A 14,416-nucleotide genomic window follows, 5' to 3' on the forward strand; every position below is an offset into this window, starting at 1 on the left:
CAGGTCAACTCCCCGCACCCGCTCGACCCCAGTCCGGCCCGGTGGCGGCCCAGGCCCGGTCCAGACGTATGTACCGCCGATGCATGAGCCGCCGTACGACCAGCCGCCGCACCGTCTCTCCCAGCGCGGCCACGCAGATCGCGGCGGCCAGGCCCGCCATCCCCGCGTGGAACACGGCCGAGGACGGGTCGAGCGGCTGCCCGACCACCCGGCCGCGCGCATCGGTCCAGATCCGGAACCGGTCGCCGGGCAGCGGCGGTTCCTCCGCGGCCGGCACCGTGCCCTGGTGGCTGCTGCCGTCCGGCGCGGTCCACACGGCCACGATCTGCGTACGGTGCGGGGCCGTCCGCTGTGCCGACGGGTCGTCGGCCGGGCCCCCGGCCGGCTCCGACTCCGACTCCGCGGCCGGCCGGACCACCACCGCCGGTACGAGATGACGGTCCTGCCGCTGCTCGTGCGCGGCCTGCTGGAGCGTGCCGTCCACCTGAAGGCCCGCGACGCAGCCGACGGCCGGAGCCACCACCAGGACGCACACCAGCGCGGCGAACGCCACCCACGCCTCGAAGAGATCGGTCGGCCGGCGCAGCGGATTGCGCCGCCAACGCCACACACCCATTGCTGTCCGCACGGTCCGGCTCCCCCAACCTGTGCCAGTCTGCGCCTGTCTGCACCTCTGTCCTGACTGATCCAACGGCCTGGTCATGCCGGTTGGTTCCAGCCCGGGCGCGCTGCCCCTCGAAGGTGTCAATCCGGTCGGCCGGTCGCCGGTCCGCGACCGCCCGCCCCGTACACCCGTTCCGCCCGGCTCGGGGCGTTCCCGGTCGCGTCATGCGAGGACGCGAACCTCGTCGCCGACGTGCACCGTACCCAGCCGCACCGGCACCAGGAGCCGCCCGAAGGCGAGCGACCGGCCGATCCTCCGGTGCCGGGCCAAAGTCTTCAGCGGTTCCTTGCCCCGCTCCGTCGTCGCCTGGTCGGTGGTGGTGACGACGCACCGCCCGCATTCCCGTACCCCGCGGAAGACGGCGTCGCCGATCGCGATGCGCAGCCAGCCGTCCTCCGCCCAGGCCTCGGCCCCGGAAACCACCACATTGGGGCGGAAACGGTTCATCGGCAACGGGCCTTCCTCGGGGTGGTCCCCCTGCGCGATCAGCGAGTTGAGGGCGTCCAGCGAGGCGAGCGTGGTGATGAGCAGGGGATAGCCGTCGGCCAGACTCACCGTCTCGCCCGGCAGGGCGTAATCCGGATCCACAGGACGGCGTACGGCCGGATCATCCATGTGCACCAGGCGTACCGGCACCCCGAGGTACGCGCTGAACCAGTCGGCCGCGGCGCTCGCCGCGACGACGGTCTCGACCTTCTTCCCGAACAGCACGACCGGCTCCAGCGGACCCGGGTCGGGCACCTCCACGAACAGCTCCGGCATACCGGGCGCTGTCAGGGCGATCCGGCCGCCGCCCACCGGACGGGCCGCGGCCAGGGCCAGCCGCGGATGGCGGCGCTGGGTCATGACCGTGCCCTCGGGGTCGATCAGCGCCCAACGCCGGTCCTCGGACAGACCCCAGGGCTCCACGGCCACCTCGTCGGGAGCGGTCCCCGCTACCGATTTGACGGGATGGATGTGGAGCGCCTGCACGTGCAAGTTCGACATGGGGGCATCCTGCCAGCCCCTCCGCCGCCCCGCGTCTCAGAGCCCCCTCAGTAGCCGCGTCCCTGGTAGGGGCGGCCGTACGGGTCCTCGTACGAGGCGGCCGGTACCGGTGCGGGCACCTGCATCGGACGCGGTGCGGCCGGACGCATGGCCTCGTACCCGGTGGCCATGGCCGCCGGACGGGGCTGCTGCGGCTGGGGCTGCGGGACGTACCCGCCGCGGGCCGCCATCGGCTGCTGCTGCGGGATGTACGGGGCCGGTGCCTGCTGCAGCGGCATCGGCTGAGGGGCCGACTGCTGCTGGTACGGGTAGCCGTAGCCGTAGCTCTGCTGCTGCTGGGGCTGAGCCGGCGGCAGCGCGGGCAACGACGAGGCGAGAGCGGGCAGGTAACCGCCGCTCGAGTATCCGGCACTCGGGGACTCGTAAGCGGCCGGGACGCGGATCGGGGCGATCTGCGGGGTGCCGCGTTCGGCGACGAGGGAGTCGTAGATGGGGGTGTCCGGGAAGGAGGGCGCGGAGTAGTAACCGCCGCCATAAGTGGAGCGGGGGGAGGTCATGGGACCTAAGTTAAGCCCACGACTTCACCGGGTCCATAGCGAGGTGTCGTCAACACCGCCCTGACCTGCATATTCGCAGGTCAGGGCCTCACCTTTCACTTGACGTTCACGTGCACGATTCGCCACTTCCACCCCACCTTGTTCCTACTCGTACTCACCGGTTGGGTGTTGCACCGACTTCGCACTGACGTAGCGTCACAAGACGGTGACCTCGGATGATGTTGGGCGGGGCAGCAGTTCGCCGTTTCAGGCGTCGCTGGGACGGGCATAGGTCCGGCCCTTCCAGGACGCACCGCGGCCACGGTAGTGCTGCACGGCCGAGTCGACGGTCATCAGGAGGTACAGCAGCGCGGTGAACGGAAGCAGCGGCGCGAGCGCGAGCGGCTGGCGGTAGTACCGGAGCATCGGCAGATAGGTGCCCGCCATCAGCAGCCACGCCAGGCCGCCCGGCCAGGCGACGGCCGGGTGCCCGGTGGCGAGGCCGGCCAGCAGGGCCGCCGGGGGCACGAGGTAGACGAGCGCCAGCCCGGCGACCGTCCCGGCCAGCAGGAGGGGCTGGTGGCGCAGTTGGGCGTAGGCGCTGCGCGAGACCATCCGCCACAGGTCCGCGAGCGCGGGGTACGGGCGCACGCTGTCGACCCGCTCCGCCAGCCCCAGCCAGATCCGCCCGCCGGAACGCTGGACCGCGCGCGCGAGCGAGACGTCGTCGATGACCGCCTGGCGGATGGAGTCGGGGATGCCGGCCCGCACGGCGGCCCCGGTGCGCAGCAGGACGCAGCCGCCGGCGGCCGCCGCGGTCCGTGCGGAGGGCCGGTTGACCCGGCGGAAGGGGTAGAGCTGCGCGAAGAAGTACACGAAGGCCGGTACGACGAGCCGCTCCCAGAGGCCGACCACCCGCAAACGGGCCATCTGGGAGACGAGGTCGAGGTCGGCGGAGGTCGCGGCGGCGACCAGTTCGCGCAGACTGTCGGGTTCGTGCGCGATGTCGGCATCGGTGAGGAGGAGGAAGTCGGGCTCCGTGGCGTGCGCGGTACGGGCGATCGCGATGCCGTGCCGCAGCGCCCACAGCTTGCCGGTCCAGCCGGGGGCGGGGTCGCCGGGGGAGACGACGGTGAGCGGGAGCCCGGGGTGCTCGGCGGCGAGCCGGCGCGCGAGCTCGCCGGTGCCGTCCGTGCTGCCGTCGTCGACGAGGAGGACCTCGGCCGCGCCGGGATAGTCCTGGGCGATCAGCGAGGGCAGGCTCCGGGGCAGCACCTCGGCCTCGTCCCTGGCGGGGACGACGATCGCGACGGACGGCCAGCGGGTGGGGGCGGTGCGGGGCGGGAGGCGGACGTCGGTCCGCCAGAACATGCCCTGGGCGAAGGTGAGCCAGAGCCAGGCGGCGAGTGAGGCGTAGGCCGCGCAGGCGGCGGTGACGATGCCCATGCCGGCAGTGTCCCGCGCCCGCCCGCCCCTGTCCCGCACCGGGCGCGGTGCGCCTCCCGGCGGAGGTCGCGGCCAGCCTCCCGGCGGGGGTGCGGTGGGGCTGCGGCCCGGCGTGCGGTCTGCCTCCCGGCGGGGGTTGCGGTGAGGCTCCGGCCCGGGGTGCGGTCTGCCTCCCGGCGGGGCTGTGGTGGGCTTCCGGCCCGGGGTGCGGTGGGGCTGCAGCCCGGGGTGCGGTGGGGCTCCGCCCGGGGGTGCGTGGGCCTTCGGGCGGGGCTGTGGCTTCGCTGCTCCGGGGGAGGGCTGATTCGGTTCGGGGTGGGGTCTGGCTCCCGGCGGGGGCTGCGGTGGGGCTCGGGCCCGGGGTGCGGTTTGCCTCCCGGCGGGGCTGTGGTGGGGCTCGGGCCCGGGGTGCGGTTTGCCTCCCGGCGGGGCTGTGGTGGGGCTGCGGCCCGGCGTGCGGTCTGCCTCCCGGCGGGGGTTGGGGTGGGCCTGCGGCCCGAGGTGCCTGGGCCTCGCGTCCGGGGCTTTGGTGAGGCCCCCGAACCCCAACGGCATCGAGCCCCGGAGCCTCAGGAACCCAGCCCAGGCCGAAGGCCCACGTTTCCCGGCCGGAGGCCCACCGCACCCCGGGCCGGAGCCCCACCGCAGCCCGCCGGGAGCCAGACCCCACCCCGGACCGAACGGTCCACGCCCGAAGCCGCGAGGCCGCAGCCCGCACCACCGCATCCACAGCCGGGAGGCAGTCCACATCCCGAGTGGACAACCCACGCCCGAAGCCGCAAGACCACACTCCGGGCCGAAGGCCCACCGCACCCCGGGTCGGTGTGGCGGGGGTCCGGTGTTCGGGGCGGGTGTGGTGGCTTGGTCGGTGCTGGGGTTCCTCGGGGTGGCTTCCGGGCCGGGGCCCGTGTTGCGGGGGAACGGCCTCGGCGGGGTGGGGGTCGACTAAGGTGGCCGGGTGAAGATCGCGCTCATGGACTCCGGAATCGGCCTCCTCGCGGCGGCCGCGGCGGTGCGGCGGCTGCGGCCGGACGCCGACCTCGTCGTGTCCTCGGACCCCGACGGAATGCCCTGGGGTCCGCGGACCCCCGCCGACCTCACCGAGCGGGCGCTCTCCGTCGCCCGGGCCGCCGCCGCGCACCGTCCGGACGCCCTGATCGTCGCCTGCAACACCGCGTCCGTGCACGCACTCGACACCCTGCGGGCGGCGTTGGAGCCGGCCATCCCGGTCATCGGGACGGTGCCGGCGATCAAGCCCGCCGCGGCGGCCGGCGGCCGGGTGGCGATCTGGGCCACCCCCGCCACCACCGGCAGCACCTATCAGCGCGGGCTCATCCGCGACTTCGCCGCCGGGGCCCGCGTCACCGAGGTGCCCTGCCCCGGGCTCGCCGACGCCGTGGAGGCGGCCGACGACGCCGCCGTCACGGCCGCCGTCGCCGCGGCCGCCGCGCTGACCCCGGCCGACGTCACCGACGTGGTGCTCGGCTGCACGCACTACGAGCTGGTCGAGGGCCCGATCCGGGCCGCCCTCGCCGCGCGGACCCGGGGAGCGGAGCTCGTCTACCACGGTTCCGCCGAGCCCGTCGCGGTCCAGGCGCTGCGCCGTCTGGGCCTGCGGCCCGAGCCCGAACTGCCCCGCACGGGCGGTCTGGCCGTGCTCCGCAGCGGTCGCGCGGGGACCCTGCCCGCCGCCGCGCTCGCCTACGCCGAGGGCCGGCTGCTCGTGGGCGAGGGCGCGCCCGTCGGCTGATCCCGCCCGACGCACCCCCCCCCCGCGAGACGAATCGTCTTGCGTGCGCTCTGGACCTGATCTACGGTTGAGCGTATAACGAGACGGAACGGTTCGTCTCGACATGACCGGAAAGGAACCGCCCCTTGCGTGCTCCACTCGCCACCACCCGGATCGTCCTGTCCGAGGTCACCAAGAGCTACGACACCCGCGTCGTCCTGGACCGCGTCAGCTGTACGGTCAGGCCCGGCGAGCGGGTCGGCGTCGTCGGCGACAACGGCTCCGGCAAGTCCACCCTGCTCCGGCTCCTCGCTGGACGGGAGCGACCCGACCTCGGCGAGGTCACCGTCACCGCCCCCGGCGGCCTCGGGCACCTCGCGCAGACCCTCGACCTCCCGCCGACCGCCCGCGTCGGTGACGCGATCGACCTCGCCCTCGCGGACCTGCGTGCCCTGGAGCGCCGGATCCGCGCCGCCGAAGCCCGGCTGCACCGGGCCGGCCCCGAGGAACTCGCCGCCTACGGGGACCTCCTGGCCGCCTACGAGGCACGCGGCGGCGGTGCTGCCGAACGACGCGTCAGGACCACCCTGCACCGCCTCGGCGAACGCGGCGAGCTCGACCTCGACCGCCGGCTCGCAGCACTGTCCGGCGGGCGGCGCTCCCGGCTCGCGCTCGCCGCGGCCCTGGCCGCCGAGCCGGAGCTGCTGCTGCTCGACGAACCCACCAACGACCTCGACGACGAGGCGGTCGCCTGGCTGGAGGAGCACCTGCTCGCCCACCGCGGCACCGTCGTCGCCGTCACCCACGACCGGCTCTTCCTCGACCGCGTCACGACCGCCATCCTCGAGGTCGACGCGGACCGCCGCACGGTGCACCGGCACGGCAACGGCTACGCGGGCCACCTCGCGGCCCGCGCCGCCGAACGAGCCCGACGGGAGCGGGAGTACGAGCAGTGGCGCGAGGAGGTCCGCAGCGCCGAGCGGCTCGCCGACACCAACATCGGGCGGTTCGCCGCGATCCCGCGCAAGCTGCCGCGCGGCTTCAGCGGAGCCGGCGCCTTCCGCGCCCGGTCACGCACCCACGGCGCCGCGAGCCGCATCCGCACCGCCCGCGAACGGCTGCACCGGCTGACCGAGCACCCGGTCCCGCCGCCCCCGCGCCCGCTCGTCTTCACCGGCCGGTTCACCGAGGGCGCGGCGGGGAGTGTGGAGATCACGGACGCCGCCCTGCCCGGGCGGCTCGCGCCCGTCACGCTCACCCTGGCGCCGGGGGAGCGGCTCCTGGTGACCGGGCCCAACGGCGCCGGCAAGTCCACCCTGTTGCACCTGCTCGCGGGTGAACTGGAGCCCGCGCGGGGCAGCGTACGCACCCCTGCGCGGGTGGGGCTGCTCCGGCAGGACGACCCGTGGCAGCGCGAACTCCGCTCGGCCGTCGCGGTGTTCGGGCAGGAGTACGCCGACCGGGTCGCCGGGTACGGCCTGCTCGCGCCGGAGGACCTCACCCGCCCGGTGCGCGCGCTCTCGGCCGGTCAGCGCCGCAAGCTGGAGCTGGCCCGGCTGGTGGACCGGCCGCTCGACCTGCTGCTGCTGGACGAGCCCACGAACCACCTGGCGCCGGCCGTGGTGGAGGAACTGGAGGCGGCCCTCGCCCACTTCGGCGGCACCCTGATCCTCGTCACGCACGACCGGCGGCTGCGCGCGGCCTTCCCGGGGCGGCGCCTGGAGCTTCAGCGCGAGCCGGCCGCCGCGAGCCGCTGAGCCAGCGCGCCCAGGTCGTCCGCGTCCAGGACCCTGCCCCCGAAGCCGGGCAGCGGCACATGGAGCGTCGCCGTCCAGTGCTCCGGGACCGCCTGCCGCCCGTAGCGGGCCCCGGCCAGGGCCCCGGTCACCGCGGCCACCGTGTCGGTGTCCCCCCCAGGTCCACGGCGGCCCGTACCGCCTCCGCGAACGTGGTCGTGGTCCGCAGCGCCCACACCGCCGAGCCCAGGCAGGGCCACACCGCCCCGTTGAACTCGGTGGCCAGTTCCGGATGCCAGTCGGCGGCGAGTACGCCTGCGTACCGCTCGCGGTGGTCCGGGTGCACGGCGGCGAGCGTCGCGGGCAGGGCGGCCAGCGGATCGGCTCCCTCCAGAGCGACGCGGACCAGCTCGTGCAGGATCGCCGTCCCCTCCCAGGCGGCCCGGTCGCCGTGCGTCAGCGCCGCGATCCGCCGGGCGGCGTCCATGGTTCCCCGCTGTCCGGTGGGGGCGAAGTAGACCGCCGAGGTGGCGGCCCGCATCAGGGAACCATTGCCCGCGGCCCGCGCGTTGACCTGGAAGTGCAGGGCCGCGGCGAGCTCCCAGGACTCGCCGCTGGTCAGCACGTCCTCGGTCTGCAGTCCGATGTCCTTGGGCTCGCCCGCCGCCCAGCGCCGGAACCGGTCGAAGATGTCGGGGAGTTCGAGGCCGCCGCATTCCAGGAGGGACTCGGCGACCAGGACGGCCATCTGTGTGTCGTCCGTCGCCTCGCCCGGGTCCCAGCCGCCGCCCGCGGCCATCTCCGCGCCGCGTGCGGTCAGTTCCCCCGCGGGGCCGAACTCGTAGGGCGCACCCAGCGCGTCGCCCGCCGCCGAGCCGACGACGGCGCCCATGGCCCGGTCCAGTGCGGTGATCACCGGTTCGCCCCCTCGCACACGCTCGCCAGCAGGTCGCGCGCGAAGCGGTCCAGGTCGTCCAGGCCGGCCGCCGCCAGGGTGGCCGGTGCGCCGGTCAGCAGATGGGGGATCGCGCCGTGCAGGGCGAGCGTCAGGGCGCGCGCCGGCTCCGGGCCGGCGGGCAGCCCCGCTGCGGCCAGCAGGTGCGCGAACGCCGTGAAGTCGGACGCCGCGACCGGGTCCAGCAGTGCGGCCAGCCAGGGCCGCCGCGCGGCTTCGGCCCGCAGCTCCAGATAGGCCAGCACGCGGGGACGTCCGGGCCCGGCCACATCGCGCAGCAGCCCCGCGAGCAGGGTCGCGAGCTGCGCCGCGTCGGCGGGCCCCGGCCCCGTCCCCGCGAGGGCCGCGGCCAGCGCCCGGTACTGCTCCGCGCAGCGTTCGGCGGCGCCCCGCAGCAGGGCGTCGCGGGTCGGGAAGTAGTTCTTCGCGGTGCCCGTCGGCACAGTGGCGGCCGCGTCGACGGCCCGGTGCGTCAGCCCGCGCCCGCCCGCCTCCGCCAGTACGCCGATGGCCGCGTCCCGCAGCCGGTCCCTCCGGTCCTGGTTCACCTTGCCAGCATAACCACGGCCGTGGTACCACGGATGGAGTACCACGGCTGTGGTAGTCGTAGTGTGGCGACACGCCGAAGGGGGACGGCCATGACCGAGTCGGGAGGCGCAGCCGGCGCCGGGACCGCAGCCGGAGCCGCGACCGGGCCGGGGCGTGCGGAGGGTACGGCCGTGGTCGTCGGCGCGGGAGTCGGCGGACTCGCCACCGCCATCGGTCTGCGCCGCGCCGGCTGGGAGGTGACCGTCCTCGAACGGCGGACCGCCCCCGAGCGTTACGGAACCGCCTTCGGGATCCATCCCACCGCGCAGTCCGCGCTCGACCGGCTCGGCCTCGGCGACGCGCTGCGGGCGCGGGCGGTCCCGTACCGCGGAGCCCGGATCCGCCGCCCAGACGGCAGGGTGCTGGCCGCCCTCCCGCTCGAACGGATCGAGCGCCGGGCGGGCCGCCCCGAGCTGCTCGTCTCCCGGCCCCACCTGCTCGACGCGCTGCTCGCCGGGCTCGACCGGCTCGGCGGCGTACGGATCGCCTACGGGCAGCAGCTCACCGATCCGGCCGCACTCGGCGCCGCCGACCTGGTCGTCGGCGCCGACGGCATCAACAGCGCGATCCGCGGCGCGCACTTCGGCGGCGCGAGCGGTCCGCGCCCGATCGGCACGGTCGCCTGGATCGGCATCGCCGGATTCGAGACCGGCGTGTACGGCGAGACCTGGGGCGCGGGCCGCTTCTTCGGCATGACCCCGGTCGAGGCCGGCCGCACCAACTGGTACGCCACCGGCCCCGAGGCCACCACCGCGCAACAGCTGCGCGAGGCCTTCGCGGACTGGCACGACCCGATCCCGCGCGTGCTGGCCGAGACCGACCCCGCGACCTGGATCCGGTACGAGATGCGCCACCTCTACCCCGCGCTGCCCACCTTCGTCGCCGACGGCCGGATCGCCCTCGTCGGCGACGCCGCCCATGCCATGACGCCCCACCTCGGCCAGGGCGCCTGCACCGCCCTCCTCGACGCCGAGGCCCTGACCCGGGCCGTTTCCGTGGCCGGCCCGGCCGGGCTGCCCGGCGCCCTGCGCGCGTACGACACCGAGCGCCGCCGCAGCGCCCAGCGCGTGGCCTTCGGCTCGCGGAACCTGCACCGCTTCATGACCGGCGGCCGCCCCGGCCTGCGCGACGCGCTCGTCCGCCTGCTCCCGAAGCGCTAGGCCGTCCAGCGGCAGGGCGGGACGAAGCGCCGGACAGCGGGCCGGACGGGCCACACCGAACCGGGTGGGCGCGAGACAGTGGCGGCCAAGCGGAACGTGAGTACGCTGCTACACATGACGGGTCACCCTCCGGGTCCGCTCTGGGCGGGCCGCGCCTCCAACCGTGCGCAGTGGCTGCTCGCAGCCGTCGGTGCGGCCTGTCTGGCGCTCGGCATCGAACTGGCCGTCGACTACGCCTGGACCGCCGGCATCGTGCCCCTCCTCATGTCCGTCATCGGCTGCCTCGCCGTCGGGCTGCTCATCCTCTACGGCACCCTGGCCTTCGTGCATGTCGCCGTCACCGTCGACGCCGAGGCCATGGAGGTGCGCTGCGGCCACATAGGGCTGCCGCGCCGCAGGATCCGGCTCGCCGAGGTCACCTCCGCCGAGTTCGTCCCCAGCATCACCCCGCAGCAGTGGGGAGGCTGGGGCCATCGCTGGCGCCCCGAGAAGGGCACCGCGATCATCGTCCGGCGCGGCGAGGGCGTGGTCCTCACCCTGGGCGACGGCAAGCGGTTCACCGTCACCGTCGACGACGCGGAGAACGCCGTCCGCGTCATCCGCACCCACCTGCGCGCCCTCGCCCGCTGAAGAGCGTCGAGGGCGCCCCGTGGGTCGGCCCGGGCGCTTGCCCTTCCGCGAGGCTCGGGGACGTACACTCCGCCAGATGAGCAGCAGTGTCACCCGCGCGGCCGGGAACGAGCCCCCGCAGTCCGCCGACGGGCCCCGGGCCGAGGCGGCCGACGCGCCCGCCACCACCCTGCCCGCCGCGAAGCGGAGGGGCTACGGGCTGCTGCGCGCCGGGCTCGCCGCCCTCTCCGGAGTGCTGCTCTACCTCAGCTTCCCGCCCCGCCCCCTGTGGTGGCTGGCGCCCTTCGCCCTCGCCCTGCTCGCCGGCTGCCTCCACGGCCGCCGCGCCCGGGCGGGCTTCGGCCTCGGGCTCCTGTCCGGCCTCGGCTTCCTGTTGCCGCTCCTCGTCTGGACCGGTGAGGAGGTCGGCCCGGTGCCGTGGCTGGCGCTCAGCACCCTCGAAGCGCTCCTCATCGGCCTCACCGGCCTCGGTATCGCCCTCGTCAGCCGCCTCCGGGCCTGGCCGCTGTTCGCCGCCGCCGTCTGGGTGGCCGGCGAGGCCCTGCGGGCCCGGGCCCCCTTCGGCGGATTCCCCTGGGGCAAGCTCGCCTTCGGACAGGCCGACGGCGTCTTCACCCCGCTCGTCGCCCTCGGCGGCACACCGCTGCTCTCCTTCGGCGTCGCCCTCTGCGGATTCGGCCTCTACGAAGCCGTGCGCATCGCCCGCAGCCACCCCGGCCGCACCACCGCCGCGCTGACCGCCCTCACCATCGCCGCCCCGATCGGCGCGGGCCTCGCCGCCCGCCCGCTGGTCTCCGACGCGGCCGAGGACGGCACCGTCGTGGCCGCCGTCATCCAGGGCAACGTCCCCCGCCTCGGCCTCGACTTCAACTCCCAGCGACGGGCCGTCCTCGACAACCACGCCAGGCGCACCGTGCAGCTCGCCGAGGACGTCCGGGCCGGGCGCGTCCCGAAGCCCGACTTCGTCGTCTGGCCGGAGAACTCCTCCGACCTCGACCCCTACGCCGAGGCCGACGCACACGACGTGATCGACCAGGCGGTCAAGGCCATCGGCGTCCCCGTCGCCATCGGTGCGGTGGTGGCCCCGGAGACGGGCCCGCTGCGCAACACCATGATCCTTTGGGACCCGGTCAAGGGCCCCACCGCCACCTACGACAAGCGCAAGATCCAGCCCTTCGGCGAGCGCATCCCGATGCGCTCCGTCGTGCGGCTCTTCAGCTCCGACGTGGACCGCGTGCGCCGCGACTTCGGCCCCGGCAAGGACCCCGGCGTCTTCGACATGGCCGGCAGCGGCATCGGCATGGTCACCTGCTTCGAGGCCGCCTTCGACGACGCCGTCCGCTCCACCGTCCAGGACGGCGCGCAGGTGATCGCCGTACCGAGCAACAACGCGACCTTCGGCCGGACCCAGATGACCTACCAGCAGCTGGCCATGGACCGGATCCGCGCCGTCGAGCACAGCCGGACCGTCCTCGTCCCCGTCACCAGCGGGGTCAGCGCCGTCATCCGCCCCGACGGCAGGGTCGTGTCGCAGACGAAGATGTTCACCGCGGACGCGCTGGTCGCCGAGATCCCGCTGCGCTCCGGCCGCACCCCGGCCACCGTCCTCGGACCGCTGCCGGAGTACGCGCTGCTGCTGCTCGCGGCCGGTGGCCTCGGCCTGCTCCCGGTCCGGCGGCTCGGCTCGCGCCGCGCCGCGCGGGGCGGGACCGGGGGCGCAGCCTCGTAGGGTCGGGTCATGACCACACCCGAATTCATCCGCCAGATCCGCGCCTCCGCCGGACACCAGCTGCTCCTGCTGCCCGGGGTGACGGCCATCGTCTTCGACGACCTCGGCCGGGTGCTGCTCGGCCGGCGCTCCGACACGGGGCAGTGGGCCGTGGTCGGCGGAATCGCCGAGCCGGGGGAGCAGCCGGCCGAGACCGCCGTGCGCGAGGTGTACGAGGAGACGGCGGTGCGCTGCGTCGCCGAGCGCGTGGTGCTCGTCCAGATGACGGAGCAGATCACTTACCCCAACGGGGACGTCTGCCAGTTCCAGGACATCACCTTCCGCTGCCGTGCGACGGGCGGCGAGGCGCGGGCCAACGATCACGAGTCCCTCGAGGTGGCGTGGTTCGAGGTGGACGCGCTGCCGCCGCTGGACCCCTTCGGTCTGGAGCGCATCCAGCGGGCCATGCGCGACGAGCCGACCTGGTTCGAGGCCCCCGCCGAGCTCACCGAACTCGCCGAATAGCGGTCCGCGACATACCGGGCGTACCCCTCCCGGATCGCCGATCAGGCGCTGTGAGCTGCTCGTACGTGCGTTGTAGGGTGCCGCTGACCCGAGGCGGTCATCGGACAGTCGCACATCCAAGGAGGGCGGTCGCAGGATGATCTCGCGCAGTTCAGCCGGAGAGTCGCGGGTGGGCGGACCCGGCCGCGCGCCTGCCGGAGCGGCCCCCGGCGGGCGCCTGGCGGTCCTCGACGGCGTACGGCTCCTCGCCGCACTCGGTGTGCTCTTCTACCACTACTTCGCCCTCGCGAGCGCCTGGGGCGAGCCCCCGGAAGGGATCTTCCCCCTCGCCCACCGGTTCGCCGTCTACGGCTGGCTCGGTGTCGAGATCTTCTTCCTGGTCAGCGGTTTCGTCATATGTATGAGCGCCTGGGGAAGGACCGTGGGCGATTTCGCGGTGTCCCGGGTCTCCCGGCTCTTCCCCGCCTACTGGGCCGCCGTGGTGTTCACCTCCCTGGTGCTGTTCGCGTGGCCCGAGGTGAGGCGGGTCGAGGCGTTCAGCGACGTCGTGGTGAACCTGTCCATGCTCCAGGGCGGCATCGGGGTCCCGAACATCGACGACGCGTACTGGACCCTGTTCGTCGAGCTCAAGTTCTACCTGCTGTTCGCGATCGTGGTCATGCGCGGTGTGACCTACCGCAACTGCGTCCTGTTCTGTGCCGCCTGGACCCTCGCCGGCGTCGTCGCCCCCACGGCCGACAGCGGCGTGCTGTCCTTCTTCGCGGCCCCGGCCTCGTCCCCGTACTTCATCGCCGGCATCGGCTTCCACCTGATGCGCCGCTTCCGGCCGAACGCCGTCCTGTGGGCCGTCGTCGGCGTCCAGTTCCTGCTCGCGCAGCACCACGTGCACGCCCGCATGATCTCCAACCTGGGCCGGGACGCCACCGTGCAGACGCCCCCCTGGCCCGCCCACCTGATCATCGCGCTGGGCTTCGCCCTGATGGCGGCCATAGCCCTCGGCGCCCTCGACGGCGTCCGCTGGCGCTGGCTCCCGCACGCCGGAGCGCTCACGTACCCGCTCTACCTGGTCCACATGATGGCCGGGCTGACCCTCATCCACCACTTCCGCCGGGACGTGCCGCCCGTACCCCTGGTCATCGGGGTGACGGCCGCGATGCTGCTGCTCGCCTGGCTCATCCACCGGCTCGTGGAACGTCCGCTCGGCCGGATGCTGCGGGACCGCCTGCGCCGCGGGATGCAGGAGATCCGCTCGGCCGCCCCGCCGGCGCCCTCGGCGGGCCTGTTGCCCGCACAGCCCTCGGCGCCCGACGCGGAACGCATCCCGGCCGACCGGAAGGGCCTGTCCGTACACTGACGGGCATGGCATGCCGCATCAGTGAGCTGGTCATCGACTGCGCCGACCCCGAGCGGCTCGCCGGGTTCTGGAGCGAGGTCCTCGGCTATACGGAACTGGGCCGGGAGGACGACGGAAGCATCGAGATCGGGCCGCCCGACGCCGGCTTCGGCGGGCCGCAGCCCACCTTCGTCCTCAGCCCCGGCAGCGATCCGCGGCCCGGCAAGCTCCGGCTGCACATCGACGTCAACCCCACCGACCGCGACCAGGACGCCGAGCTGGAGCGGCTGCTCGCGCTCGGCGCCAGGCCCGCCGACGTCGGGCAGAGCGGCACCGAGGACTGGCACGTCCTCGCCGACCCGGAGGGCAACGAGTTCTGCCTCCTGCGCAGGCGGCTGCCACCCCTGTGATCCGCTCGG

The 14,416-nt window shown here is 74.6% G+C and carries 13 protein-coding genes and 1 pseudogene; 8 read left to right on the top strand and 6 right to left on the bottom strand.

Annotated elements, in window-relative coordinates; genetic code table 11:
- Positions 1–4 precede the first annotated feature (4 nt).
- The 4 genes from B6R96_RS31605 to B6R96_RS31620 all read right to left on the bottom strand — a co-directional run bounded on the left by B6R96_RS31605 (position 5) and on the right by B6R96_RS31620 (position 3,633).
- The gene (locus B6R96_RS31605; protein WP_053701545.1) at positions 5–628 is read right to left on the bottom strand and encodes an Rv1733c family protein; all 624 of its coding nucleotides are present in this window, start codon (positions 626–628) and stop codon (positions 5–7) included.
- A 198-nt stretch (positions 629–826) separates the two neighbouring features.
- A complete protein-coding gene (locus tag B6R96_RS31610; protein ID WP_081524349.1) occupies positions 827–1,651 on the bottom strand; it encodes an MOSC domain-containing protein in 825 nt (274 codons plus the stop codon).
- Positions 1,652–1,698: 47 nt separating this feature from the next.
- The gene (locus B6R96_RS31615; RefSeq protein WP_030384307.1) at positions 1,699–2,208 is read right to left on the bottom strand and encodes a DUF6643 family protein; all 510 of its coding nucleotides are present in this window, start codon (positions 2,206–2,208) and stop codon (positions 1,699–1,701) included.
- Positions 2,209–2,454: 246 nt separating this feature from the next.
- Positions 2,455–3,633, bottom strand: coding sequence for a glycosyltransferase (locus tag B6R96_RS31620; protein ID WP_081524350.1), 1,179 nt, complete (start codon positions 3,631–3,633; stop codon positions 2,455–2,457).
- Positions 3,634–4,591: 958 nt separating this feature from the next.
- On the opposite strand from B6R96_RS31620, the gene B6R96_RS31625 reads away from it, so the two are divergent.
- Together B6R96_RS31625 and B6R96_RS31630 are read left to right on the top strand one after the other, a co-directional pair.
- Entirely contained in the window at positions 4,592–5,383 is a 792-nt protein-coding gene (locus B6R96_RS31625) for a glutamate racemase (protein ID WP_053168481.1), read from the top strand.
- Positions 5,384–5,508: 125 nt separating this feature from the next.
- On the top strand, positions 5,509–7,119 hold the full coding sequence (locus tag B6R96_RS31630; RefSeq protein ID WP_081524351.1) for an ABC-F family ATP-binding cassette domain-containing protein: 1,611 nt from the start codon (positions 5,509–5,511) through the stop codon (positions 7,117–7,119).
- Here the strand turns inward: B6R96_RS31630 and B6R96_RS31635 are convergent.
- Positions 7,089–7,990 (bottom strand): annotated as a pseudogene (locus B6R96_RS31635) (ADP-ribosylglycohydrolase family protein). The gene B6R96_RS31630 and the pseudogene B6R96_RS31635 sit on opposite strands and share 31 nt — an antisense overlap.
- 20 nt (positions 7,991–8,010) lie before the next feature.
- Positions 8,011–8,601, bottom strand: coding sequence for a TetR/AcrR family transcriptional regulator (locus tag B6R96_RS31640; RefSeq protein WP_053704418.1), 591 nt, complete (start codon positions 8,599–8,601; stop codon positions 8,011–8,013).
- A gap of 90 nt (positions 8,602–8,691) precedes the next feature.
- On the opposite strand from B6R96_RS31640, the gene B6R96_RS31645 reads away from it, so the two are divergent.
- From B6R96_RS31645 to B6R96_RS31670, 6 genes are all read left to right on the top strand, one after another.
- Positions 8,692–9,801 (top strand): FAD-dependent oxidoreductase, encoded by a 1,110-nt coding sequence (locus tag B6R96_RS31645; RefSeq protein ID WP_081524352.1) that lies wholly within the window; start codon positions 8,692–8,694, stop codon positions 9,799–9,801.
- A 114-nt stretch (positions 9,802–9,915) separates the two neighbouring features.
- Positions 9,916–10,431, top strand: coding sequence for a hypothetical protein (locus B6R96_RS31650; RefSeq protein WP_081524353.1), 516 nt, complete (start codon positions 9,916–9,918; stop codon positions 10,429–10,431).
- Between the two features lie 76 nt (positions 10,432–10,507).
- A complete protein-coding gene (gene lnt, locus B6R96_RS31655; protein ID WP_081524354.1) occupies positions 10,508–12,160 on the top strand; it encodes an apolipoprotein N-acyltransferase in 1,653 nt (550 codons plus the stop codon).
- Positions 12,161–12,169: 9 nt separating this feature from the next.
- Positions 12,170–12,664: an NUDIX hydrolase gene (locus tag B6R96_RS31660; protein WP_081524355.1), complete on the top strand. Its 495-nt coding sequence runs from the start codon at positions 12,170–12,172 to the stop codon at positions 12,662–12,664.
- Positions 12,665–12,800: 136 nt separating this feature from the next.
- Positions 12,801–14,018: an acyltransferase family protein gene (locus tag B6R96_RS31665; RefSeq protein WP_081524356.1), complete on the top strand. Its 1,218-nt coding sequence runs from the start codon at positions 12,801–12,803 to the stop codon at positions 14,016–14,018.
- Positions 14,019–14,023: 5 nt separating this feature from the next.
- Positions 14,024–14,407: a VOC family protein gene (locus tag B6R96_RS31670; RefSeq protein WP_081524357.1), complete on the top strand. Its 384-nt coding sequence runs from the start codon at positions 14,024–14,026 to the stop codon at positions 14,405–14,407.
- The last annotated feature ends 9 nt before the right edge of the window (positions 14,408–14,416 follow it).

The sequence above is a fragment of the Streptomyces sp. Sge12 genome (assembly GCF_002080455.1).
In the GTDB taxonomy this organism is placed as follows: Bacteria; Actinomycetota; Actinomycetes; order Streptomycetales; family Streptomycetaceae; genus Streptomyces.

Excerpts from the sequence above, each read along its gene's own strand:
- B6R96_RS31610 (WP_081524349.1), bottom strand. The coding sequence starts at position 1,651 with ATGTCGAACTTGCACGTGCAGGCGCTCCACATCCATCCCGTCAAATCG.
- B6R96_RS31615 (WP_030384307.1), bottom strand. The coding sequence starts at position 2,208 with ATGACCTCCCCCCGCTCCACTTATGGCGGCGGTTACTACTCCGCGCCC.
- B6R96_RS31620 (WP_081524350.1), bottom strand. The coding sequence starts at position 3,633 with ATGGGCATCGTCACCGCCGCCTGCGCGGCCTACGCCTCACTCGCCGCC.
- B6R96_RS31645 (WP_081524352.1), top strand. The coding sequence starts at position 8,692 with ATGACCGAGTCGGGAGGCGCAGCCGGCGCCGGGACCGCAGCCGGAGCC.
- B6R96_RS31650 (WP_081524353.1), top strand. The coding sequence starts at position 9,916 with ATGACGGGTCACCCTCCGGGTCCGCTCTGGGCGGGCCGCGCCTCCAAC.
- lnt (WP_081524354.1), top strand. The coding sequence starts at position 10,508 with ATGAGCAGCAGTGTCACCCGCGCGGCCGGGAACGAGCCCCCGCAGTCC.
- B6R96_RS31660 (WP_081524355.1), top strand. The coding sequence starts at position 12,170 with ATGACCACACCCGAATTCATCCGCCAGATCCGCGCCTCCGCCGGACAC.
- B6R96_RS31665 (WP_081524356.1), top strand. The coding sequence starts at position 12,801 with ATGATCTCGCGCAGTTCAGCCGGAGAGTCGCGGGTGGGCGGACCCGGC.
- B6R96_RS31670 (WP_081524357.1), top strand. The coding sequence starts at position 14,024 with ATGGCATGCCGCATCAGTGAGCTGGTCATCGACTGCGCCGACCCCGAG.